This is a genomic window from Exiguobacterium sp. UBA6309 (genome assembly GCF_002439205.1).
Lineage (GTDB): Bacteria > Bacillota > Bacilli > Exiguobacteriales > Exiguobacteriaceae > Exiguobacterium_A.
Genome location: NZ_DJTL01000015.1, coordinates 1 through 24,687, shown reverse-complemented (window position 1 = coordinate 24,687; position 24,687 = coordinate 1). Strand labels below are relative to the sequence as shown.

24 protein-coding genes are annotated in these 24,687 nt (G+C 47.2%); 14 read left to right on the top strand and 10 right to left on the bottom strand.

Annotated elements, in window-relative coordinates; genetic code table 11:
• Nucleotides 1-28: 28 nt before the first annotated feature.
• Nucleotides 29-1,120 carry a diguanylate cyclase gene (locus B3M90_RS04005; RefSeq protein WP_290756053.1) on the top strand — a complete coding sequence of 364 codons (1,092 nt, stop codon included), beginning with the start codon at nt 29-31 and terminating at the stop codon, nt 1,118-1,120.
• A gap of 41 nt (nt 1,121-1,161) precedes the next feature.
• Here the strand turns inward: B3M90_RS04005 and B3M90_RS04000 are convergent, their stop codons facing one another.
• The gene (locus tag B3M90_RS04000; protein ID WP_214856276.1) at nt 1,162-1,767 is read right to left on the bottom strand and encodes a TetR/AcrR family transcriptional regulator; all 606 of its coding nucleotides are present in this window, start codon (nt 1,765-1,767) and stop codon (nt 1,162-1,164) included.
• Nucleotides 1,768-1,959: 192 nt separating this feature from the next.
• Between B3M90_RS04000 and B3M90_RS03995 the strand changes: the two genes are divergently transcribed.
• From B3M90_RS03995 to B3M90_RS03980, 4 genes are all read left to right on the top strand, one after another.
• Complete coding sequence (locus tag B3M90_RS03995) at nt 1,960-2,616, top strand: HlyD family secretion protein (RefSeq protein ID WP_056064483.1); 657 nt, start codon at nt 1,960-1,962, stop codon at nt 2,614-2,616.
• A 12-nt stretch (nt 2,617-2,628) separates the two neighbouring features.
• Entirely contained in the window at nt 2,629-4,320 is a 1,692-nt protein-coding gene (locus B3M90_RS03990; RefSeq protein WP_290782709.1) for a DHA2 family efflux MFS transporter permease subunit, read from the top strand.
• Nucleotides 4,321-4,450: 130 nt separating this feature from the next.
• Nucleotides 4,451-5,002, top strand: coding sequence for a hypothetical protein (locus B3M90_RS03985; protein WP_290782707.1), 552 nt, complete (start codon nt 4,451-4,453; stop codon nt 5,000-5,002).
• A 123-nt stretch (nt 5,003-5,125) separates the two neighbouring features.
• A complete protein-coding gene (locus B3M90_RS03980) occupies nt 5,126-5,683 on the top strand; it encodes a nitroreductase family protein (protein ID WP_290782705.1) in 558 nt (185 codons plus the stop codon).
• Nucleotides 5,684-5,802: 119 nt separating this feature from the next.
• Here the strand turns inward: B3M90_RS03980 and B3M90_RS03975 are convergent, their stop codons facing one another.
• From B3M90_RS03975 to B3M90_RS03965, 3 genes are read right to left on the bottom strand one after another with little or no spacing between them, the layout of a single operon-like run.
• A complete protein-coding gene (locus tag B3M90_RS03975; RefSeq protein ID WP_056064488.1) occupies nt 5,803-7,005 on the bottom strand; it encodes a CDP-glycerol glycerophosphotransferase family protein in 1,203 nt (400 codons plus the stop codon).
• Nucleotides 7,006-7,036: 31 nt separating this feature from the next.
• Entirely contained in the window at nt 7,037-8,062 is a 1,026-nt protein-coding gene (locus B3M90_RS03970; protein ID WP_290782702.1) for a ribitol-5-phosphate dehydrogenase, read from the bottom strand.
• Nucleotides 8,059-8,772: an IspD/TarI family cytidylyltransferase gene (locus tag B3M90_RS03965; RefSeq protein WP_056064491.1), complete on the bottom strand. Its 714-nt coding sequence runs from the start codon at nt 8,770-8,772 to the stop codon at nt 8,059-8,061. The genes B3M90_RS03970 and B3M90_RS03965 overlap by 4 nt, the downstream gene beginning before the upstream one ends.
• 322 nt (nt 8,773-9,094) lie before the next feature.
• On the opposite strand from B3M90_RS03965, the gene B3M90_RS03960 reads away from it, so the two are divergent.
• The 3 genes from B3M90_RS03960 (at nt 9,095) to B3M90_RS03950 (ending at nt 13,244) form a co-directional block, all read left to right on the top strand.
• Complete coding sequence (locus B3M90_RS03960) at nt 9,095-10,840, top strand: CDP-glycerol glycerophosphotransferase family protein (RefSeq protein WP_290782700.1); 1,746 nt, start codon at nt 9,095-9,097, stop codon at nt 10,838-10,840.
• A 29-nt stretch (nt 10,841-10,869) separates the two neighbouring features.
• Nucleotides 10,870-11,898, top strand: coding sequence for an acyltransferase family protein (locus B3M90_RS03955; RefSeq protein ID WP_290782698.1), 1,029 nt, complete (start codon nt 10,870-10,872; stop codon nt 11,896-11,898).
• A 149-nt stretch (nt 11,899-12,047) separates the two neighbouring features.
• Nucleotides 12,048-13,244 carry an MFS transporter gene (locus B3M90_RS03950; RefSeq protein ID WP_290782696.1) on the top strand — a complete coding sequence of 399 codons (1,197 nt, stop codon included), beginning with the start codon at nt 12,048-12,050 and terminating at the stop codon, nt 13,242-13,244.
• 79 nt (nt 13,245-13,323) lie between these two features.
• Here B3M90_RS03950 and B3M90_RS03945 read toward each other — a convergent pair whose 3' ends face one another.
• The 3 genes from B3M90_RS03945 to B3M90_RS03935 form a co-directional block, all read right to left on the bottom strand.
• Nucleotides 13,324-13,623 carry a hypothetical protein gene (locus B3M90_RS03945; protein ID WP_214856289.1) on the bottom strand — a complete coding sequence of 100 codons (300 nt, stop codon included), beginning with the start codon at nt 13,621-13,623 and terminating at the stop codon, nt 13,324-13,326.
• A gap of 67 nt (nt 13,624-13,690) precedes the next feature.
• The gene (locus B3M90_RS03940; RefSeq protein ID WP_290782694.1) at nt 13,691-14,143 is read right to left on the bottom strand and encodes a DUF4385 domain-containing protein; all 453 of its coding nucleotides are present in this window, start codon (nt 14,141-14,143) and stop codon (nt 13,691-13,693) included.
• A gap of 49 nt (nt 14,144-14,192) precedes the next feature.
• Nucleotides 14,193-14,822: a TetR/AcrR family transcriptional regulator gene (locus tag B3M90_RS03935; protein WP_290756060.1), complete on the bottom strand. Its 630-nt coding sequence runs from the start codon at nt 14,820-14,822 to the stop codon at nt 14,193-14,195.
• A 108-nt stretch (nt 14,823-14,930) separates the two neighbouring features.
• Between B3M90_RS03935 and kynU the strand changes: the two genes are divergently transcribed.
• The 4 genes from kynU to kynB are packed head-to-tail and all read left to right on the top strand — an operon-like array spanning nt 14,931 to nt 19,098.
• Nucleotides 14,931-16,208 carry a kynureninase gene (gene kynU / locus B3M90_RS03930; RefSeq protein WP_290782692.1) on the top strand — a complete coding sequence of 426 codons (1,278 nt, stop codon included), beginning with the start codon at nt 14,931-14,933 and terminating at the stop codon, nt 16,206-16,208.
• 10 nt (nt 16,209-16,218) lie between these two features.
• Nucleotides 16,219-17,598: an amino acid permease gene (locus tag B3M90_RS03925; RefSeq protein ID WP_035411537.1), complete on the top strand. Its 1,380-nt coding sequence runs from the start codon at nt 16,219-16,221 to the stop codon at nt 17,596-17,598.
• 23 nt (nt 17,599-17,621) lie between these two features.
• Nucleotides 17,622-18,461 carry a tryptophan 2,3-dioxygenase gene (gene kynA, locus B3M90_RS03920; RefSeq protein ID WP_290782690.1) on the top strand — a complete coding sequence of 280 codons (840 nt, stop codon included), beginning with the start codon at nt 17,622-17,624 and terminating at the stop codon, nt 18,459-18,461.
• Nucleotides 18,462-18,474: 13 nt separating this feature from the next.
• A complete protein-coding gene (gene kynB, locus B3M90_RS03915; protein ID WP_290782688.1) occupies nt 18,475-19,098 on the top strand; it encodes an arylformamidase in 624 nt (207 codons plus the stop codon).
• A gap of 37 nt (nt 19,099-19,135) precedes the next feature.
• On the opposite strand, the gene B3M90_RS03910 is transcribed toward kynB, so the two are convergent.
• The 3 genes from B3M90_RS03910 to cydD all read right to left on the bottom strand — a co-directional run bounded on the left by B3M90_RS03910 (nt 19,136) and on the right by cydD (nt 23,562).
• Nucleotides 19,136-19,774: a cyclase gene (locus B3M90_RS03910; protein ID WP_290782686.1), complete on the bottom strand. Its 639-nt coding sequence runs from the start codon at nt 19,772-19,774 to the stop codon at nt 19,136-19,138.
• 351 nt (nt 19,775-20,125) lie between these two features.
• On the bottom strand, nt 20,126-21,835 hold the full coding sequence (cydC, locus tag B3M90_RS03905) for a thiol reductant ABC exporter subunit CydC (protein ID WP_290782684.1): 1,710 nt from the start codon (nt 21,833-21,835) through the stop codon (nt 20,126-20,128).
• Nucleotides 21,832-23,562 (bottom strand): thiol reductant ABC exporter subunit CydD, encoded by a 1,731-nt coding sequence (gene cydD, locus B3M90_RS03900; RefSeq protein ID WP_290782682.1) that lies wholly within the window; start codon nt 23,560-23,562, stop codon nt 21,832-21,834. Before cydD ends, cydC begins: the two co-directional genes overlap by 4 nt.
• A gap of 208 nt (nt 23,563-23,770) precedes the next feature.
• Between cydD and B3M90_RS03895 the strand changes: the two genes are divergently transcribed.
• On the top strand, nt 23,771-24,253 hold the full coding sequence (locus B3M90_RS03895) for an Rrf2 family transcriptional regulator (RefSeq protein WP_035411554.1): 483 nt from the start codon (nt 23,771-23,773) through the stop codon (nt 24,251-24,253).
• Between the two features lie 22 nt (nt 24,254-24,275).
• Complete coding sequence (locus tag B3M90_RS03890) at nt 24,276-24,644, top strand: nuclear transport factor 2 family protein (protein WP_290782680.1); 369 nt, start codon at nt 24,276-24,278, stop codon at nt 24,642-24,644.
• Nucleotides 24,645-24,687: the final 43 nt, after the last annotated feature.

Sequence of the window (24,687 nt, the reverse complement as noted above, 5' to 3'; positions counted from 1 at the left end):
GGGGAGTTGGGAGGATTTGTTGTCCATCATGAATCAATTCATCATTAACTTTTGTCTACTGTTCACGACGATTACTCTCTTATTCTTACCATTTCGGAATCGACCACGTATTTCGCTGAATTCCAGCTGGAGTACACGCCTCATATTGGGAAGTGTCTGTGGTCTGACTGCAGTTTTGTTGATATTCAATGGCATTCAGATCGATGTCGCCCGTGTGGATTTACGAATCATCCCAGTCGCGATCGCTATGCTATTCGGTGGTTTCCCGAGCGCCATCGTCGCCGGTATAATGATCATCGGGACACGTTACTTTTTGACACCCGTCGATCAAATGGAGGGTTTTTATCTGTCCACACTGATTATCGTCTTAATCATTACGACGATCGGAATCGTACGTCGATTCGTTCATGTCTCGACACGCCATTTTCAATTATTGGTGTCAATTGGTGTTCTCTATTCGTTACCTGCCATCTATATCCTGACAAACAGTTGGTCGACATTCTTTAAAATTTCAATCGCTTATATCTTCTTTAATCTATTAGCTGGCTTTGTTGCTTTTCGACTGCTGACGGAATTACGCCGTCACTTCGAAAACATTCAGTATCAACAAAAACTAGCGATGACGGATGCTTTGACCGGACTTGCCAATCGGCGCCGTCTCGATGATTCACTGTCACTTGTCGGTTCAACGGATCAAGGGTATTCACTTGTCTTGATTGATATCGACTTCTTCAAGCACGTCAATGATACATATGGTCATGACGCCGGAGATGATGTCCTACGTCAACTCGGCATGACACTCGCTTCCTTAACACGACCGGATGACCTCGTCGGACGATACGGTGGTGAAGAGTTTTTGATCATTTTACCAAGCACTACAGCTAAAGAAGCTCAAAAAATCGCAGAGTTGGCTCGGATGACGGTCGCACGCAACCTGTTCCCGACGGCAGACGTACCTGATCTGCAAATCACGATTTCGCTTGGGATTGCACATTCTAGTGGTTCCCATACGTCTTTAGAAGTATTACAACAAGCAGATAAAGCGTTGTATTACTCAAAAGAAAGCGGACGAAACCGAAGTACGATTTATACGAAGGAACTTGCCTTCCGACAAGCTTGAATACGAGACACTTCCTATCGGGAGTGTCTTTTTCTATGACCTTATTCCGTTTCTTTCGGAAAACCGATGCTTTCAACCGTTCCAAAGACGATCATCCGGCTCAATTGCTCCGCCATATATGCGGATGAATATGGCCGACCGTTTCGTAACCAGGAAATCAATAATCCTAACTGTCCACCAATGACATAGTTCAGTAACAAATCCCGATCGACGAAAGTCGCATCCTCTGCGACTTGGGATCGAAAGACGAGGCGATAATTTTCTTTCAATGTATCAAGAAAACGAGAGATGAACGTTTTGATCGGTCCTTGAACGAGCATCGTCTGATAGAATAATTCATTTTCTTCAATGTGAATGAACAAACGAGCAAAATAATGACTGACCTGCTCGACTGTCGGAAATACGGTGCCTGTACCTGTAATCCGAATCGCTTGTTCGAGCGCCATCATCTGTTCCTCAACGATTTGGTCAAGCAAATCATATTTATCTGTGTAGTGCGCATAAAAGGTCGAGCGGTTCACACCCGCCCCATCCGTCAGCATCTTGACGGTGATGCTCGAAAAGCTATTTGTCTTCAGTAAACGAAACAATTCCATCGTAATACGGTCACGTGACCGTTTTGGTCGTGGATCACGGCTCTCTTTCATGTGCATTTCACTCCTTTTCCATCATCTTTTTAAAAATGAATCCGTTATCATTTATTTTTCCAACATTTTGTCGGAAACTGTTGGTTGTTTGTTATCTAACTATCCATATAATTAACTATATTAATTACTCCTCCCCCCAGAGGAGTACTTTTTTTGAATCGATTGTACACAAGAAAGGATGCTAACACACCCATGAGTATGAAAAAATTACTAATCATTAATATCGTTACACTCATCGTTTTGATCGGTGGTGGGGTCGTCGGATACTACTATTACGATCAAGCAACAAGCTATGTCAAAACAGACAATGCGAAAATCGATGGCAAAATGATAACGATTGCTAGCCCAAGCGCTGGTAAATTAACGGACTGGTCTGCTAAAACAGGCGAATCGCTCGACAGCGGTGCAACACTTGGTCACATCATGACTGCGCAAGCTGGACAAAAACCAACAGATCTTTCTGTTTCGATGCCTGCGAAGGCAACGATCGTTCAGTCGATGGCGACAAAGAACGGCTTCGTCGCAGCTGGTACACCACTTGCCTATGGTTTTGACTTAAACGACCTTTGGGTCACAGCGAACATCGAAGAAACAGAAATCGATGAAATCAAAGTCGGACAAACCGTTGACGTGTATGTCGACAGCTATCCTGACACGACACTTTCTGGTGAAGTGGAACAGATCGGAATGACGACAGCTTCGACGTTCTCGATGATGCCTTCTTCAAACGGAAATGCGAACTACACGAAAGTCGCACAAGTCATTCCAGTTAAAGTATCACTCTCGCAAGAAAAATCACTCGACATTCGACCTGGTATGAATGTGACCGTCCGCATTCATAAGGATTAAGGAGGGACGTTCATGTCTACTACCTTCTTGTTCGGATATAGTGCGTTCACGATTCTGATCATCATCGGCGTCAACTGGATCGCCCGCCGGAATCGTCAATCCGACATCGCACTGGCCACTGACGGACCAACACTTGAGGAGTCCCTCGAGACGGAACCGACGATGACCGTGACACCACCAGTCGCAGCACCTTCAAAACAAGTATCGACTGAAAACGTCAGTATTCCGAAAGTACTGACGGTCTTACTGATTGGTATGTTCATTGCTATTTTGAACCAAACGTTGATTAATGTCGCGTTACCGGTTCTAATCAATGACTTCAACGTGTCGACGTCCACTGCCCAGTGGTTGACGACAGGTTTCATGCTCGTCAACGGGATCTTGATTCCGATCAGTGCTTTTTTAATGCGCAGTTATACGTTCCGCCAGTTGTTCCTCGCTTCGATGACACTCTTTTTCTTGGGATCAATCATCTGTTCGATGGCGATGAACTTCCCGGTCATGATGATCGGACGTGTCGTTCAGGCGGCAGGTGCTGGTATCTTAATGCCACTAGGATCAAATGTCTTCATGACATTGTTCCCACCGCATAAGCGTGGCGCTGCCATGGGAATGCTCGGAATCGCGATGATTCTTGCTCCAGCAGTCGGACCAACGATCACGGGATATGTCATCCAAAACTATGATTGGCACGTCATGTTTTATGCGATGTCGTTCTTTGGATTAGTGACATTGCTACTCGGTACGGCCTGGTTCCGCCTGACGCAGCCACTCTCGAAACCTTCTTTCGACGCACTGGGCGTCTTATTCAGTACGATCGGATTCGGGAGTCTCCTTTACGGATTCAGTGAAGCCGGGAATGACGGCTGGGATAGCCCGATCGTCATCAGCACGATCGTCATCGGCTTAATTGGAATTGCTGCTTTTGCAATGCGTGAGCTGTCGATGGAAGATCCGATGTTGAATATTCGTGTGTTAAAGGTTCCGGAATTTTCGTTCACCCTCTTCATCAATGTCATCGTCACGATGGCGTTGTTCGGTGGGATGTTGCTTTTACCGATTTACCTTCAAAGTATTCGCGGTTTTTCACCGGTCGATTCAGGTCTTCTCCTTTTGCCCGGATCACTAATCATGGGAATCACCGGACCGATTGCCGGTCGTTTATTTGACCGCTTCGGTATTCGACCGCTCGCTATCTTCGGTTTGACGTTGATGACGTACGGGACATGGGAATTGACGCAATTAAACATGGATACGTCGTATCACTCGATCATGGGCATCTACATGCTTCGGTCATTCGGAATGGCATTCATCATGATGCCGATCATGACTGCCGGAATGAATGCCTTACCGATGAAGATGATCCCGCACGGAAACGCAACCCAAAACACACTTCGTCAAGTCGCCGGCTCCATCGGAACGGCGATTCTCGTCACCGTCATGACCCGTCAAACGACGGCTCACTTGGCAGACGATGCGAATCAGTTCACGACGCTCGACCCGACGCTTTCGCAACATTTAAACGATCTTGGACAACAGCTGGGTAGCTCACAAGCTGCTTCAACGAGTTGGTTTACGATGCTGACAAAACAAGCAACGATCCAAGGGATCACTGACGCGTTCTGGATTGCGACCGTTTTATCTGCGCTCGCATTGATTCTGTCCTTCTTCTTGCACGGAAAAAAAGAACCAAATCTGGATTGATTCATGAAGGACCAGTTGATGTCATATCAGCTGGTCTTTTGCTATACTTCGTGAAAAGTTCTTCTTTGCACTTCTCTCTTAAAATCGATACACTAGGGACAATGAGTTTCATATCTAAAGGAGATGCTTTATGGTTGCCTTTCTGCAATTTTATGCGTTTATCTTTGCTTGTTGTTTTGCTTGGCAAGTCGGTCGACCATCACCTTGGTCGCAAAAGATTTTTCGCGCCTTTTTAACAAGTGTCAACGGGCTCTTCGTATTCACACGTGCCTCGATTTCAATCTTTTTGTTAGTTGGACCACTATTACTCGTCACATATCTTGTTTTTCCACTGTTAATCACTTTTGAAAATGGTTTAGCAATGGTGATCAGTGTGCTCGTCATCGGACTGGTCGATCGTCTCGTCAGTCTCGTCGTCCTACCACTCATGCGTTCCTTTTTCCTAAAACGTCAACGCGTCATGCCACAATCGGTGGAAATGGTGCTCTATACGATGGCAATGGCTGTCTTGCTCTTCATTCAGCTTCATGCTGTTCCTGGCGTTCAGATTCATGTAGCATTAACGCTTTTCCTTGGATTCACGATTTATTTCGCCCATTATTTATTTGCGTTGTACCGGATTCGTCTCATGAAAAAGAAACTAACGACTGTTGCTCAAGAAGAGGAACGAAAAGCTTCTTAATACAAATTCAACGAAAGATGATTTCCTCTTGGAAATCGTCTTTTTGTTTTCTGACAAATAACATTGACAATGATAATCGTTATCATTTATAGTGAAAAAGTACTCAGTGAGGAGATGAAACGGATGCATGTTCAACAAGTGATTGAAACACGCCGGTCCATCCGGTCCTATACGGAACAACCAGTTCCGGTCGAATTAGTAGAGGTATTACTCGAAACGGCGATGTATGCCCCGAACCATAAGCTACGAGAACCTTGGCGTTTTGTTCTCGCGGTCGAAGAAGGACAAACTCGGTACGTCGATGCTTTGATGGAATTACTGACAGCGCGTGGTCAATTCGAGACGAAAACGTCTGAACAACGTCAACAGGCTGAACAAAAATTACGGGAAGTCCCGGTTTACTTAACGGTACTTTGTCAAGTACAAGGGACACCGGATCAACAGCTAGAGGATACACTCGCAACAGCTGCCATGATTCAAAATCTACAGTTGGTGGCGACAGAGCGCGGCCTTGGTTGTTGCTGGAAGAGCGGAAAACATTGGTTTACACCAGAATATGCTTCAATCGTTCACGCTTCAGAAAATGAACGGGTTCTCGGCGTCATTCAAATCGGCTGGCCAGCCCTCGTTCCACCTGTCAAACCGAGAACGTCCCTGAAGGACAAGTTGACGCACTTTTAAGAGGTGCGCATTCTGCGAGCTACCCCTGCTCGCGCCAATCAAGCCCCAATTCAAAATAAAAACGTTCCGATGACGTCTCTCTCCCCAAATGGAGACGCAATCGGAACGTTTTTCTGTGTTCATACCGGCGTTTTCGTATAGACAGGTGCTTCCGGAATCGTGTCATATAACAAATGATCGACAATTCGTTTGGTTGCTTCCCCGTCTTGATACGTAAAGAACTGATTCGCGAACGTCTCGATCTTCTGCGTATCGAATTGCCCGCGTTTAATCCAAGCGATGACGTCTTCGAACGTCGAGACGATCGGTCCCGGTACGAAGGATTCATACGGGAAATAGAAATCGCGTTCTGCTTTGTACGACTGCAGATCGTTAACAAGGAAAATCATTGGCTTCTGCAACAAGGCAAACTCGAAGATGACAGACGAATAATCCGTAATCAGAATATCCGCAATCTGCATCAGATCATTGATGTCCGGATAGTCTGTCATGTTAATGATTTGATCCGAATACGCGTCTGGTACGATTGGTGGATTAAGAACAAACGGATGCATGCGAAGCAACAGGACTGTATCCGGTCCAAGCTCACGACGAAACTTCTCAAAATCAAGCTCTTGATCGTAATGTGCTGTCGTCTGTCCGTTTCCACGGAACGTCGGAGCGAGTAAAATGATTCGTTTCTTACGCCATTCTGGATATCGGTCATACAACTTTTCTCGCACACGGGCTTGGCGTACTGTATTCAGTAGTTGATCCGTCCGTGGAACCCCTAACGGATAAATCCGTTCCTGCGTCATTCCGAAAGCATCCGCATATGGTGCGACGCAGGCTTCACCGGAAACATAGACCTTGCTATAATTCCGGTGAATCTGGACCATCTTCAAATAATCGTCATCCGGCGAATAGGATTTATCAAGAACACTATAGCCGAACTTTTTAAAGGCACCACATGCATGCCACAGCTGAATAACTTCTGTTCCTTTCCGTAAGGACGAGACGTATACGGGATAATAATAATCATCGATGATGAAATAACGGGCAGTCGCTAATTCATACGTCGCTCGCATCATATGGAAGACGTATTGAATTTGTCCCACCAACGATTGAGGAAATCGTTTCAACAAAAAAACGTATTCATATCCTAAATCGCGTCGCTCTAGTTCATCGTAGACGGCACGAAAGTTATCGACGAGACGATCGGAACGATAGGTCGCAAAAACGACTTTCTTTGATTGGATCGGCAGTCGCTTCGTCAACCAATATGTCATAGCAAGCAAATAATGGACCGTCCGTCGTTGCAATAACCGAATTTTTTGTTTCATAGACGATTCTCCTCTTTTTCAGCGCATATCATCACATGCACCATTCCATGACCGTCTTTCCGAAGCGATTCGTTAAATCGTTTTCAAACGCTTTATGAATATCTTCGATTTGTCGGATTTGGAATATGCCCGAAACCAGATTCGATAGATAGGCTGGAATGTCAGGATAGGTTTGATACAATTCCATCGTCCGTGCGAAATCAGCCGGTGTACTTCGACTTGATCCGTAGACACGCAGTCCTTTTTCAAGAATCATCCGTGTGTTGATCGCAACAGCATCTTCCGATACACCGAGTAACGCCATCGTGCCTTCTGGAATAATGTAATCGATCATCTGATTGATCGCATATTGGCTACCGATTCCACCGACGCATTCAAAACCGTGGTTGAAGGAGACATCAGCTGGAATCTGATCGATGTGATATGTCTCGTCCGCGAACGAGAAGTAGTCGAGTTTCGACTGGGTTTTACCGAAGACGAGTAGTTTTGCTTCCGGATATAATTTACGCAACAAAAGTGCCGTGATGAAACCAAGATTTCCATCTCCCCAGACACCGAACGTCTCACGGCGCGGGTGCGCAATCTTTTCAAAGCGAGTCAAGGCATGGACCGATACACTGACAAGTTCAGTGAATGCCGCGACCTCAGGATCAAGATCGACCGGTACCTCAACAAGGCGATCCGCTTTCAAGAACACATAGTCTTGCATATAGCCGTCATATCCACTCGAACGAAAACGACTCGTGCGCAGATAGTTTTCACCGATGATATCATCATCTTCCGTCGGTGTATTCGGTACCATCGCGACGAGTGTTCCCTTCTTGAATGTACCGCTTGGATCATGGACGACTTTTCCGATTCCCTCATGAATCATCGCCATCGGTAATTTTTTCGCCAATACTTCCGCACTACGACTACCTGTGAAATAGCGTTGATCCGCGTGACAAATCGATAAATATGTTGGACGCACGACGACACGATCGGTATTCAAAGACCGCTCATCATACGTCACTTCGATCTGACGCGGGGCGACGAGTTGATAGACTTGATTAATCATTGATGAATCCGCTCCTTCAAGATAGCATTTGCGATCCGTAGGTCATATGGTGTCGTCACTTTAATGTTGAACAGTTCTCCTGTGACGAGCGCCACATCTTCTCCTTTCAGAAGAAGAATCTTACACGCATCCGTCAAAATCGCCCGTTCTTCCGTTGAAAGCGACTCATAATGCGATTTTAACTTCGTGATTTGGAAGCTTTGTGGCGTTTGTCCTTGGTACATTTGATCCCTTACTGGAATATCCGTAATCGTTTTGCCGTTCGTTGACGCGACGATCGTATCAATTGCAGAAATGACCGTATCACATGAACCGAATTCTTGCGCCGCTTCAATATTTTCCTTGATGATGCGGTGCGTCAGGAACGGACGGACGGCGTCGTGTGTGACGATGATGTCTTCTTCAGATAGACCGTTTTTCTCTTCAATCCAGTTCACCGCTGCCATGATTGATTCATTTCGATCTTGTCCACCCGGTGTAATGACAAGACGTTCATCTTTTCCGATGTATTTTTCCAAAATATCGCGTGTATAGTTAATCCAAGCAGTCGGTGTGACGATGATGATGCGGTCAAAATCTTCATGTAACAAGAATTTTTCTACTGTATGGACGATGATCGGACGTTCTCCGATCGATAAGAATTGTTTCGGGCGATCGACATTCCCCATTCGTGTTCCTTTTCCTCCAGCTAAAATGGCTGCATAAATCATCTTCTGACGCAGTGTCTCGTTACCTATTCCGCACGAGACGACCTGCTTCCCTCCCTTATGAAATAATCGAATTTCGGTTTTCTCTCCCTATCGTTCAGGGTATGTGTAATGATGCAGTCTGTATTGAAGTGTTATTTTACAAAAACACAAAAAAATAAAGAAATCCCTATTAATTTTAATGTCTCACGATATAATGAGTGGTGATTTCTAGTTTCACTATACTATGTTCAACTGTATTTTAAAATTTTATCGTTATTGTGTAAATGTAATGTAATTATTCGAGCGAGGAGAGATGGTTTTGACAGAAGAGACACTTATGCCTATGCCTACTTTACATGCCGAGGTCACCTACTTGGAATTAGCCGGAACGACGTTTCGTTTCGAAGCACGTTTAAGCGGGTTGACTGATTTTTTGCGCGCTGAACAAACATTATTTGAAAATCCTATATCGCATCAAACTGATTCCGAGGAACCGATCGACGACTATATTCAGTCTGAACCTGTTGAAGTATCGGTACCGCTCGAACGTGCCATCGTTTTTCGTAACAAACGAAATAAACGGACATTCATCTGTCGTTTTCCGTTTGAAGGAGACTGGACGGAAGAGTCCTTTACAGGCGAATTAAATTTGAACCATATTACGCCAACGGGTCGACCATTGCCGATGGGTTATTTTGATGCCTTCTTTGCCATCGTGCAAGGAAAGACGATCTTACATGAAGCGCCTTTTGGTGATACACGTTCACTTATCCCTGTCGCTTACCGCGTTGATACGAAACATAGTAACGCGTTGATCTTACTTGAGTACGAACTTGTCGTGCAGTATTCGCAATACAGCAACTCTTTAGGTTTCCATTCCCTGAAAAAAGGCGAAACGAAACGTCTAATTCAAGTCATTAACCGGTATAAAAAATGGAAGAAGAACATGAAAAAGCGGGCGTTCAAGTTCCGTCGTTTTACGTTCAAAGCGATTTATAACGTTACGAAATGGACCCAACCGATCCAAGAGAATAAAGTCATCCTCGCTTCCGACTCACGGAGCGATATTAGTGGTAACTTCGCCTATATCTTGGATGAAGTCGAGCGTCGCAATCTCGATCTCGATGTGAAGACGTTCTTCAAACCGAATCTACAGTCTCGCCGTGATTGGCGTGATAAGTTTGCGCTGCCATATCACTTAGCGACAGCAAAGACGATTCTTGTCGATGATTTCTATCCGATGATCTATCCGTTAAATATTCGTAAAGGCAGTGACCTCGTTCAAGTCTGGCATGCCGTTGGCGCCTTCAAGACGTTCGGTTACAGTCGCCTCGGAAAACCAGGTGGTCCAAGTGCGAACTCGCTCAGTCACCGGAACTACACGAAAGCGATCGTTAGCTCTCATAATGTCGCCCGTCATTACGCAGAAGGTTTTGGTTTACGGGAAGACCAAGTTATCGCGACCGGTATTCCTCGGACGGATATGTTCTTCGATCAACCGTTCATCGAGGAAGCGAAAGCACGTATTTATGAGGAATATCCAATCTTCAAACAAAAGAAAGTCATCATGTTTGCTCCGACATTCCGAGGAAATGGTGCAAAGAGTGCCTATTATGATTTTGATCAGCTGGATCTCGATGCGTTGTATGAAGCACTTCATGAGGAGTATGTCTTTGTCCTAAAACTCCACCCGTTCATCCGTCGTCGGATAGAGATTCCTGAAGTCTATGCCGACTTCTTCCTTGATTTGACGGATCATCGTGAAATCAATGAATTGCTGTTCGTCTCAGACATTTTAATCACGGATTACTCATCGACGTGCTTCGAGTTCTCTCTATTGAATCGACCTATGTTGTTCTTCGCGTACGATCTTGAAGACTATATCTCGAAACGTGATTTTTACTATGATTTTGAGGAATTCGTACCTGGTCCGATCGTCAAGACATCAGAAGAGTTGATTGAGCGAATTAAAAATCAAGATTTCGAAATGCACAACGTCAAAGCATTCGCGGAGTACTTCTTCGAGCATCAGGACGGGAAATCGAGTGCCCGGTTCGTCGATCAAATTTTGCTTGGTGAAAAAAAATGACTACTGCTATCAAACCAGTGACCGCTCCTATGTACGATCATTGGCTTGGAAACTATAAAGTGCTACTCATTTTCACGGTTGTCTTTGGTCACTTGATCGAGACGTTCCGTGACTTACCAGGAAATGATGTCGTCAAGATGGCGTATAACGTCATTTACCTGTTGCATATGCCAGCCTTCATCTTCATGAGTGGCTATTTCTTTAAACAAGCGCGACCACAACGAATCATCGCGTTCGTCGTTCTCTATTTTCTCTGGCAGTCGATTCACGAAATTTATTTATCTTACACGCAGGATGACTCCTTACGGGAAATACTCGATGGATTACTTCATCCACTCGTTCCGAACTGGACGCTTTGGTATTTAATCGGCATTATCATTTGGCAGACCGTCACACCGGCTTTTCTAGCGATGCGTTTTCCGCTGATCGTCAGTGTCTTATTCGCCTTATTGATCAACGCCAATCCAGATTCGATCACGAACTTCCTATCATTACAAAAAGTCGTCAGCTTTTATCCGTTCTTCTTGATGGGGTATCTCGTCAAGGAGCATGGCTGGTTAACTGACGTCGGCTGGCGAAAACAGATGACAGCACCGATCGGGCGGTTGACCGGACTGATCGTCTCACTCTTGATTGCCGTCTTCATGATTCTCTGGACAAAAAACGGGTTTGACACGGTCTGGCTCTTTTACCGCGATACGTATGGTGAATTCGAAGTCCCACTTCTCAAGGGAGTAGCAATCCAACTGTTTCTTTACGCCATCAGCGCCATCATGATCTTCTCCGTTCTCCTGCTCGTACCGCATCGGTCGTTCGGTGAACGGTTTGACCAGATCGGAATTCAGACGCTCGCGATCTATTTGATCCACTCGTTCATCGTTCGTTTGTTCCGAGATTCGGTTCCACCAGCCATTACGGAGTCACCACTGTTATTGATTGGACTTTCTTTCTTACTCGCTACCGGATTCGTCTGGTTGCTGTCGAGTCGACCCATCGTGACGATTTTCCGACCGTTGCTGTCACCGAACGTCAAATGGTTATTCAAAAAAGAGCAATAAGTTTGAATTGGCTCTATCCTTCTTGAAGGATAGAGTCTTTTTCAAATCATCGACTCGTCTACGTTGACAGACGCTTTAGCTTGAATCTAAGATAATGAAAGTGAAACAAATAACCGCTTACAAAAAGCGAGTCGAAAGAAGGGGTCCCCTTGCACGCGGATCAACGAAAAAAATTAACGGTCCTCATGATCAATATGTTTATTGCGGTCGGGAGCTTCGGGATCATCATTCCGATTCTACCCGCTTACTTAGCGTCGATTGGACAAGGTGGGACGGCGGCTGGATTAATGATTGCCATCTTTGCCGGAGCACAGCTCGTCATGTCACCGATTGCCGGAAAATGGGCGGACCAATACGGTCGTCGTAAGATGATCATCTATGGATTGGTCGGCTTGACGCTCTCGATGTTTGTCTTCTATTTCTCAAACTCTGTCACGGTCCTCTACATCTCGCGCGCAATCGGCGGTGCCGGTGCCGCACTCCTGATTCCAGCGATTTTTGCTTACGTTGCGGACATCACGACGATGGATCAACGTGCAAAAGGAAACAGCTACGTCTCAGCTGCGATGTCACTCGGGATCGTCATCGGTCCAGGAATCGGTGGATTCCTTGCCGAGTATGACTTAAAATTGCCATTGCTCATCTCAGCGATCGTCTCGGGTGCAGCCGTCTTATTCAGCGTCTTGTTACTTCAAGAAAGCGAACAACACGATGCAACAGCGATGGCACCAGATGAAGGATCGATGCTTAAGAAACTGGGGACATCGTTTAAAAAACCGTACTTCGTACCGCTCGTCATTACACTCGTCATGAGCTTTGGTCTCATGGCATACGAATCAGTACTTGGTCTATTCGTCGATGATCAATTCGGTGCTTCACCGAAAGACATCGCGATCATGGTGACGTCGACCGGGATCATCAGTGTCATTGCTCAAATCTTCATCGTCGATAAGTTATCTCGTAGTTTCGGAGAAGGAAAGGTCCTGAACCTATTCCTGTTCATCGCAGCGCTCGGCTTCCTATTGTCATTATTGACATCAAGTTACGGTGGATTCTTTGCGATCACTCTCGTCATCTTCCTTGCGACATCGATTTTACGTCCCGTCTTGAATACGATGATTTCAAAACTCGCTGGTAATGAGCAAGGCTTTGCTATGGGAATGAACAACGCCTACATGAGTATCGGGAACGTGCTCGGACCGACGCTTGCCGGTGTACTGTATGACGTCAACATTTTCTATCCATTCGCACTTGGTCTGATCTTCCTTGTCGTGACGTTCATCGGATCATTCATCTGGCAAAAACGTCAAGCACGATTAATTGCCAAGGTCGAACAGAGTTCTTAAATGAATCAAAAATCGCCTCGATTACTCTATCCTATCAGACAGAGTAATCGAGGCTATTTCATTTATCCCTATTCATTCGTCATACGAATTGTTCCTCTGTTACTGACACGAGCAGTTTCGCAACGATTTCTGTTAACAAGAAGACGAAGACGACTCCTGTAAAATCCAGCGTCAACCATGGCATCAGACCGCAGCCGATCAAAAACGTCCCAATCATTAATGGACGATATGACGAAAAGGATGGTCGCTTCGGACGGATACTTAAAAGGATGCTCACAATACCAAGCATGATAAGCCATATCAATGAAATATCATAGAAAAAGTGATCAACTAGTAAAAATAGACCAATCGGATACAGCGGAATCCACCAACGGTTCATCCTCATGCCTCCCGTTTTCTTTTCAGTATCGCATGGTTTGAATCGATTCCCTTTATTTTGAAATGACTTATCCGTACTGCTTTTGATGCGCACGTTTGAGTTCAAGGTATTCTTCGTCCGCCCGGATCAAATCCCATTTTTCTTGGAAGATGGCCGCGGATTTTGCTTTTTCTTGGTCGATTTCGCGTGTGTGTAATTCTTTGGTCTCTTTATCTTTATATTTGCGCCCACCCTTGTAGTTCGCGTAACGTCGCGCGCGCGTATGTCCCATCTGAATGAACTTCCGCGCCATATCCATGCCGACGAAGTCCCCGTCTTCTTTATAAGCTAAATACATCTCATAAATTTTCTCAGACGATTCCTTCGCGATATCCGGCGTCTTAAAACGCCAATGCGGCAAAATCTCACTTTTGTAAGGTTCGACGAGTAAGACCCCTTGCTCCCCGCGTCCAACCCGGTACTTTTCCGGCTCCTTACGAAAATCCGTCGTCTTGAAATCGAGATCGTAATCAAACGCCATCCCGGTCACGCTCCCTTCTACTTTGAAACGTTCCCTTCCTGTCCGTTCATCAATCCTCGATCCGGTAGAGTCCTTGCGTATAAATCGTCGCTAAGACGTGCGCAATCTCTTCGATCGTCGCTGTCGCCTCTTCGCGGACGACTTCGAATAAATACATCTCATTCGCGAAGAACCAACCACGGGCGACGAGTTTCGAGTCGACATCCTGCCGCGCAAGTCCTGTCTCCTGCGCATACTGGATATCCTGACTGATCCGATCAATGAAGCGTTCTCGAATCGCTTTCCATTTCGCACGGACGATGTAAGAGACGCCGATTGCTTGCTCGACGATCCGTAGCATCGCTCGTTCTTCTTCCGCGAGACGTAAGAAATCCGTAGCTTGCGTCACGATACGTTCCTTTGCCTCTAGCGACGTCGTCGGTTCAAATGTTCGTTCCGCGATCGCATGGAAACGACTCATGACATCTTCCATCAGGACGACGAGCAACTCATCTTTCCCTTCAAAATGCACGTAGGCTGTTCCGTAGCCGACGCCAGCTTGTTTGATTACTTGTGAAATCGTTGACGTTTGAAACCCTTGTTCTAAGAAGACGTCACGTGCCGCACTCAACAGTTTTTCGCGTGTCCGCACTGTGCGCAGATGCCGTTTATCGATTTTTTCTGGTTGAGAAGATGACATGTCCTTCACTCCTTTTGTTTTCTCTATTCGATAATATTGACACAATGTCAATTTGTTTGCTACGCTTTTGTCAAAATTGATTGAGTATTCATTTGAGGAGGATGACGTATGACACTGCAAGCAAAACGGACCGATGCCGTTGCTCGGGACGAGCAAGATGTATTGTCCACCTATCGTGATGAGTTTTATCTGCAACCGGGTAGTATCTATATGGACGGAAACTCGCTCGGTTTATTATCGAAGCGTGCCGAGAAGACGTTGCTCGAGTCGCTATCAGACTGGAAAGAGCTCGGGATCGATGGCTGGATGAAAGGACGTCATCCTTGGTTCGAATTATCAGAACGTCTCGCTGTCCTCAACGCTCCGCTTGTCGGCGCACAAGCGGAAGAAGTCATGGTCACCGGTTCGACGACCGTCAATCTACATCAACTCGTCGCGACATTCTTCCAATTAACAGAAGGACGAGATAAGATTTTAGCGGATGCGCTGACGTTCCCGTCGGACATCTATGCTTTACAAAGTCAGCTTCGTTTACGCGGACTGGATCCGGAGACACATCTCGTCCAAGTACCAAGTCATGATGGTCGCTTTTTAGAGGAGGACGATATCATTGCCGCGATGACAGACGATATCGCTTTGATTGTCTTGCCTACCGTGCTGTACCGAAGCGGACAGATTCTCGATATGGAGCGTTTAACGAAAGCGGCACACGACCGCGGCATCTTGATTGGTTTTGATGGCTGTCACTCAGTCGGAGCCGTTCCGCACGCTTTCCATGACTGGGGCGTCGACTTTGCTTATTGGTGTAATTACAAGCACTTGAACGGCGGTCCTGGAACAGTCGGTGGATTATTCGTCCACGAACGTCATTTCGGAACGTTGCCTGGGCTGACGGGCTGGTTCGGTTCGCGCAAGGATAAGCAGTTTGACATGGATCACACGATGACACCGGCCGAGCACGCAGGTGCCTTCCAGATTGGAACACCACACGTCTTAAGTCTCGCTCCACAAATCGGTGCGTTAGAGATGTTTGACGAAGTCGGTATTGAAGCCGTCCGAACGAAGTCACTCGCCCTGACGCAGTACATGATGGACCTTGTCGAGCAGGAACTCATACCGTACGGTTTCGTCATCGGAAATCCAATCGACGATAAACGCCGTGGGGCGCATCTCAGCCTCGAGCACCCTGAAGCGGCGCGGATCTGTAAAGCACTCAAGGAAAATCGGATCATCCCCGATTTCCGGGCACCGAACATCGTCCGTCTAGCACCCGTCGCGCTTTACAACACGTTTACCGATGTCTATGACGTCGTCGCGACACTTAAACGAATCATGGAAGATAAAGAATACGAACGTTTCGCGAATGAACGCGAAGTCGTTGCTTAAGGAGTACACCATGGAACAACCTACTGAATTACGGCGTGAACTCAAGACACGCCAACTCACGATGATTGCAATGGGCTGCGCGATCGGTACCGGTCTCTTCCTCGGAAGTGGGCTTGCAATCGGTCTTGCTGGGCCGAGCGTTTTGATCAGTTACGCAGTCGGCGCCTTCATCGTCCTACTTTTAATGGGCTGTCTGGCTGAAATGACGGTCGCCCATCCGACATCTGGCTCGTTCGGCACGATTGCCGAACGATACATTAGTCCGTACGCGGGTTTTCTCGTCCGCTATTCGTATTGGATCGCAAACGTTCTCGCGATCGGCGTTGAAGTTAGTGCAATCGCCATCTATATGAAATATTGGTTCCCGGACGTTCCCGGGGTTGTCTGGATTCTCGTATTCGCTGCCGCGTTGATTTACATCAATGCTACGACAGTCAATACGTTCGCAACCTTTGAGTACTGGTTCTCGGTCATTAAGATTAGTGCCATCTTACTGTTCATCCTGCTTGGTGCTTACTTGGTCATCGGTAGTCCGAGCCCTGAGATCGGTCCACAAAACTTCACGAATGATGGTGGTTTCATGCCATTCGGCTTCTCGGGTCTCTGGATTGCGATCTTCATCTCCCTGTTCAGTTTCCTCGGAACGGAATTGATTGCTGTCACTGCCGGTGAAGCAAAGGACCCAGACGTTGCCGTACCGAAAGCATTAAAAGCGACGGTTTTCCGTCTCTCGACGTTTTATGTCGTCACGATTGCTTTAATGTTGATGATTGTCCCGTGGCAACAAGCAGGCGGCGTCGATCAAAGTCCGTTCGTCAAAGTAATGGAGATGCTATCGATTCCATATGCAGGCGGTATCATGAACTTCATCATCCTGACAGCAGCGCTGTCTGCGATGAACAGTCAGCTGTATGCTTCGACACGGATGATGTATTCATTATCCAAGGCAACGTATGCGCCAAAAGTATTTGGTCGTTTAAATCGAAAAGGTGTACCGCTCTTTGCACTCGCCTTATCAACACTCGGCATTTTTCTCGCAGCGATCATCAGCAGTCAGTCGAGCGTCTCTTATCCGTTCATGATGGGGATTTCGATGTTCGGGGCGATCTTCACGTGGTTCATGATTTTCATCTCCCATTTGTACTTCCGTAAAGCCTGGGAACGTGAAGGTGGACGGACATTACCGGTTCGGATGATGGGCTATCCGTATCTGACGGCCCTCGGTGCATTGTTGTTATTCGCACTCGTCCTGACGACATGGTTCACAGATTTCCAAATCGTCTTGAAGTTTGGTATACCGTGGTTAGTGTTCTTATCGATCGCCTATTTCTTCTGGAAACGGGCGCATCCAGAACAACTGAAGACCGCTGAAAAACGAAAACTGAATTAACTCGATAAAGGGGATGAATGGGAATGACAAAGACAGATCCTACGTCTATTGAAGCATCGATTCAAACGGATTTTAAGAAAGATATGTCCTACGGGGATTATTTGCAACTGGATCCATTGCTTACAAGTCAACATCGCTTATCGGGGCATCATGACGAGATGCTGTTCATCATCATTCATCAAACGAGCGAGCTCTGGATGAAGCTGATCCTGCATGAGATGCGTGCAGCGACGCAAGCCGTTGCAAACGATGATCTCGAATCATCGTTTAAGATGCTCGCACGGATCTCAAAGATTCAGCACCAGTTGATCCAGTCGTGGAATGTTTTGTCGACCTTGACCCCTGCCGAATATCTGGAATTCCGTGACGCACTTGGTCACTCATCCGGTTTCCAATCGTATCAAAACCGGCAAATCGAATTCGCGCTCGGTTTCAAGAATGAGCAGATGCTAAAAGTGTATGCACATGATGAAACACTCTATTCGATGATGCTCGAAGACTTGAAGACACCAAGCATCTACGATGAAACGATCCGGTCGATGGCGCGCCATGGGCTACCGATCGACGCGTCCGTCCTTGAGCGTGATGTCACGCAAGACTGGACACCGAATACAAGTGTCGAGGCCGCTTGGGCAAGCGTCTATCTTGATGTCGAGCGGTACTGGGATCTGTATGAACTCGGTGAAAAACTACTGGATATCGGGAGCCAGCAACAGATGTGGCGCTTTAACCATATGAGTACCGTCGAACGGATCATCGGACAAAAACCAGGAACGGGTGGTTCGTCTGGTGTCAGTTATCTACGGCGTGTGCTCGACCACCGGTTCTTCCCGGAACTGTGGTCGGTCCGCACGACATTATGAGGAGGATGAAACGATGACACGATGGATTGATGTTTCACAACCACTTGATCGTCACGTCACGACGTGGCCGGGGGATACACCGTTTGAATCCACATTGACATGGAATAAGGCAGACACCGGTTCCGTTAACGTCGGCAAAGTTACGATGAGTCTGCATACCGGTACCCATGTCGACGCGCCGTTTCATTTTGATGATGCTGGACAAAAAATCATCGACCTGGATCCAGACCTCTATATCGGCCACGCGCGTGTCATTTACTTACCAGGGCGTACAGAAATCACAGCCGCTGATTTAGATGGCTTTGAGCTAAATGACGTCCAGCGCTTGATCATCAAAACGGATGGTTGGATCGACAAATCGACTTTCCCAGAGACGATTCCTGTGTTGACACCAAGTCTTGCTGAACGTCTCGGAGAACTCGGGATTTCGCTGATTGGTCTTGACTTACCAAGCGTCGATGCGATTGATAGCAAGGAAATGGCAGCCCATCACGCACTGGCACAGCATGGAATCCATATCCTCGAAGGACTCGTCCTCGATGCGATCACGCCTGGTGATTACCACTTGAATGCCGTCCCGCTCCCGCTCGTCGACGGCGATGGTAGTCCCGTTCGCGCCTTACTTCGTCCATACTAAAAAATCCGTCCAGCAGGCTCTCTGCTGGACGGATTTTTTACTTATGTAGCGGTTCGAATAGACTGGCTTCGATCTGACGAATGACATGTCCGAGAACTGCAAGTGACGAATCGACCTCGAATCCTTGATCCAAGGAATGATTCGCTCCTTCGATGACATCAATCGTCAGTTGTGAGGTGCGACACGTTTCAAGTGCCGCTTCATCATAAAACTTATCGGCCGTGCCAATGACGATCAGTCCAGCTTGCGTCGAGGTGGCGATTTGTTCAACCACTTCATTTAGGACGGGTGTTAAGAAAACGAAGCGCGCTGTCTGTAGACTCGGCTTAGCAAGTAACGCGGCAAGCGGAATCGTGCCTAACGATTTTGCGATAAACTGAACGTTTTCGTATGGATGCTTTGCCAGCACTTCCGAGACGACAGCGTCAACCCGGCGCGTCATGCAGGCATTTGATTCAGCGTCTGACATTGAAAATAGATCTTCTGTCACATAGTGAATGCAGATGACATCGATGCCTCGCGCGAGTAATGCCATTCGACTGTAGTAAAAGTATGGATGGTCGTATACGTACGATGCTCCCGAGATCAAGAAGCAGACCTGTTTGGATCCCATTTGAAAATGATCATATGAGACGGTCGTCTGATCGACGACGATGGATGATTGTTTGATATGCATGAAACCCCTCCACGTTTTTTCTAGACTTTACCATTTCAGAGGTGGACTGTCATGTCTTTTTGACTCTTTCTTATTTGAAGAAGTAGTGCGATGTAAGAAACCATCCGCGTATATCATCCTCTCTTTCCACAGGCGGGAGATAAGCCGCGACAACTCGCATTTCTTGCGATCTGCCGGGTCTTATCTATCCCTGACGAAAGCTACTTTGTTGCTTTCTTTTCCTGTAGGAGTCGAGGATGAATCTGCTTCTTCTCCTATTTAACAAAAAAGGTCGCTTTCCGATTTTTCATTCGGAAAACGACCTTCTGTTCGTCAAACATTTGTTGATTACCCTCTATCTTTTACTACTTATTAGCCAATCGGAGCAAACACCGACTGTTCGACTTGTTTTAACTCATAAAACGCCCCTTGTCGTGTCATCAATTCGGCATACGTTCCGACTTCGATGACTTGTCCTTGATCCATGACGATGATTTGATCCATCGCTTCAAGACCCGCTAAGCGGTGGCTGACGAGGACAAGTGTCGCATCCGTTGCTCGCGCAAACAGTCGCTTGAGAATCATCTGTTCCGTCAAAGCATCAACGGATGACGTCGGTTCGTCAAGCAAGTAAAGTGATGCTTCTCGCAAGAGTACGCGGGCAATCGCTAGCCGCTGTTTTTCTCCTCCGGATAAGTTCTCTCCTTTTTCAAACACACGATCACTCAACTCGAATGTCGTTAATCCGACATCATCGAGTGCTTGTCGCATTGCTTCGTCCGTCGCTGCTTCGTTTGCGAGAAGTAGATTATCACGAAGTGTTCCATAAAAGTAGTGATTTTGTTGCAGGACGACGTTCGCGTGCTGCCAGAGTCCTTCCGGATCAACCGTCTGACTGTCCTGTCCAGCAATCGTTAATCCGTCCGTCGGATACATCCGTAACATCAATTGAAGTAACGTTGATTTCCCGGAACCACTCGCTCCGACGATCGCCGTCTTCTTACCAGCCGGAATCGAAACAGTGACGTCACGTAAGACTGGACGGGGTGCATCAGGAAACGTAAACGTCAGCGCATTCGTTTCAAAGGACGGTACCTGATCGAGGACGAACGGAGCGTACGTCGGCTCCTCTTGCTCAGTCACGACTTCATCGAGTCGTGTCGCAGCATGGCGGCTATCTTCAAAGAAGCCGGGTAAAATCGCCATCGGTGCCGCATTTTCAAAGACGGTCAGCGATGTCATGACGAGTAAAGCGAGGAAAACTCCCTCGAGTTGTCCGCTTGCGACGAGATAGGCACCCACACCGAGGACAAGCCAAGAGATGATCAGCGTTACCATCGTATTTAAGGCCAGGTTCGAGACAGCGTGTAAACCATTACGTTTCTCTTCCTCGACATACCGTTTCGCGACGGCATTCAAGTTCTGTTCCTTTTGGTCGAGCTGTTGGTAAATCTTCAAATCACGATAGCCTTGGAATAACTCTGTCACTTCTGTCGACAAGTCACCACGTCGGACACGGACTGAACGGGCGAAGCGTTGTTCACGGTACGCGAACCATCCCGGAATCAAGAAACCGGTCAAAATTAAACCAAGCAACAGAATCCCGGCAATCGTCCATGAGAAGAAACTGACAAAAAAGATCGTACAGAAGAAAACGAGCAGTAACACGATCGGCGGATAGAGGACACGTAAGAACGTATTTTGCAGACTCTCGACATCCCCGACGATCCGCGCAAGTAAATCCCCACTGCGGTACTTACCAAAAATCCCTGGCGCAAGCGGCTCGAGACGACGGTAAAATGACGTTCGGATGTCACTAAGGATGGTAAACGTCGCCCGGTGCGAATAGTAACGTTCCGCATACCGACTGACGGCGCGCGTCAGACTCGACACTTTTTGCAGGGCGATCAAGACGGCGAGTGTCTGGATCGGTGGCAACAAGGCTGCCTTTGAAATCAGGTACCCACTTGCTGCGAATAAACCGACCGCTGTCACTCCAGCGAGGACACCGAAGAAGATCGACCAGGCGATATCCCGTTTTTGATGCACCATCAACCGAAAGACTCCTAGTAATTCCTTCATCGTGTTTCCTCCCCTCTCTGGACGCTCCGCATCCGCGCATATTCCGAATCACGTCCAAGCAGTTCATCATGGGTGCCGCGATCGACGATTCGTCCGCCGTCGAGAACGACGATTTGATCCGATCGTTCAATCGTATGCAAACGGTGCGCAACAGTGATGACCGTTGCCGATTGTCCGAGTTGCTCAATCGCTTGTTGGAGCAGTCGCTCCGTTTTGACATCAAGTCCAGTCGTCGGTTCATCAAAGACGACGACGTTCGGGCGTTTCAAGAACGCTCGTGCTAACGCAACACGCTGTTTTTCGCCACCCGATAGACCGCGTCCACCCTCTCCGATCACCGTGTCGATCCCTTCAGGCAACGTCGCAATCAACTCCTCGAGCCCTGCCGCCTGTGCCGCTTCGAAAATCTCTTCCGGCGTCGCTTGACGAAGCTCACCAATCGCGATGTTTTCTGCCAGTGTTCCGGCATACAGATATGGATGTTGAGAAATGTAGCTCAACTGACGGAACCAGCTTGTTTCCTCCACCTGACCGCGCTCGGTTCCGTCGAGTAGAATCCGTCCTTCTTGTGGATCCGCGAGTCCGGCAATCAACTGTAAGACAGTCGACTTACCAGCACCACTGCGACCGATCAACGCCACCTTTTGATATGGCTCGATCGCAAGTGTCACGTCTTGTAAGGCAAAACGTCCTTCTTGATACGTAAAATCAACTTCATCCAAGATGATTCGTGGTGGACGATTGGTCGTGAGTTCCGATTGACCGAAGGCAACAGGACGATCGTCTGCTGTTAGTTCGGCTGCGATCTGTTTTGCTGCCGCGACACTACCGCGCCCTGTATGGAAGGCAGCTCCCATCTCTTTTAAGGCAAGATAGTATTCTGGTGCCAACACGAGCATCAGGAATGCCGGGATGAAGGTGATACTTTGAAACAGAATCAAACGCAGACTGACTTCAAGTGCAATCATTCCCATGCTGAGCATCGAGATGAACTCAAGCATCAATGACGACAAGAAGGCGAGCTTCAAGACCGTTAATGTCGCATCTCGGAAATCGAGACTGCTTTTTTCGATGACGTCACGCTGTCGTTTCGCGCGACCGAATAACTTCAAGGTCGTCAGTCCTTGTAACGTATCGAGGAACGTTCCTGAGAATGCCGTCATCTTCTCGAGTTGAGCATCGGCCCGCTTTTGCGTCATGATGCCGATGATGATGTAAAACAACGGAATGAATGGCGCCGTGATCATCATGACAAGACCCGTGATCCAGTCATAGCTGAATGCCGCAATCAAGACCATCAAGGGAACGATCGTCGTCTGGACGACTTTCGGCAAATATTGACTATAGTAGCTGTCCATCTCGTCTACTGCATCGAGCAAGACACTGACCTTCTGTCCCGCTTGCCCTTGTAGCATCATCTCGACTGAGCGACTCGTATATTTCGCAACGAGTGCTTCCCGAAGCGCCTGCTTCATGTGTGCCGATAACGTCGTACCAAGACGACCGTTCCAATACGTCACGGCGACTCGGAGCAACAGCATCCCGAGAACGACGAGCAGTAAAGGAATGACGGCTTCAAACGGTTGTTCTTTTAGGAAAATGCGATCGACCGTCAACACGATGCCATATGACTGACCGACGACCGCGATCCCCATTAGGAAAGCCGCGATGATGAATTGAATGAGAATACTACGTGGAATCTGGACGATTCCTTTTAATGGATTCATATACAAACGTCCTTTCACGAAGTGTGAACGACTTTTAGTGAATATTTTCACATATCGTACATTTAGTATATCGAATCTGGAACGGGGATGCCATGCAGATGCTGTCGAAAAGGTGTGACGGTTTTGTGAGAGCATAAAACTCGACAATCCTTTCGAATGAAACTATTATGGATAGATATTATCCACGTTTAACGAAAGGAGTCTTTCTATGCAAATGAAAACCGGGGTCGAGCAATCCGTTTATGCGATGTTGCTCTTAACCTTCCTGCCGGAGCGCGCCGTTTTGTCCGGTGAGTTCATTAGTCAGCAACTCGGTGCTTCACCGACCTATTTCCAAAAGCTCTTACGAAAACTCGTTCAGGCGGATCTGTTGTATTCCGTACCGGGTGTCAAAGGGGGCTTTCGCTTGCGACGTCCGGCAGAAGAAATTCAAATCTTCGATGTCTATCAAGCCATTGAGGGCAAACAGACATTGTACGCGTCAAGTGGTGTCTTTGAAGATTTGATGGGGATTCAGGAACAGGAGATCGGTCTGCTCTCGAATCTGATGACAGAGGCAGAAGATGCTTGGCAATCGACGTTGAAGCGCGAATCAATCGGCTCGATCCGTCAAGCAATCGATACCTCCTGTCCACCGGAACATTTAGAACGGTTGCATGCGTTAATCACAGATCGGATGATGACACTTTAATGAACAGAAAGAGGTTTTTACTATGGTATTGAATCGTTATTTCGACTTATTCGACGCGTCACGCACGGACGCACAAGCGTTCGAGGATCTCGTTTCCTTGTTTACGACAGACATCACGTTCGTTCTGAACGGACAACCACAACACGGCATCGACGCCTGGAAACAATTCGTCCGTCATGTGTTCACGGCGAATCAGGATATTAAGCACATGTACGCCGGCTGGGAAGAAACAACACCAGGAACGTATGAAACACGCTGGGCAGTTTGCGGAAAACGGGCAGACGGTAGCGTCTTCACGCAAGACGGAAAAGATATCGCACGTCTTAATGAAAACGGACGGATCACTTACCTGGAGAACGTTCCAGATGATCCGACGATGTTCCGTTCATAAGATTGCTTTTAAACAGCGAAAGAGGCTGACTCAAAAAAGAATG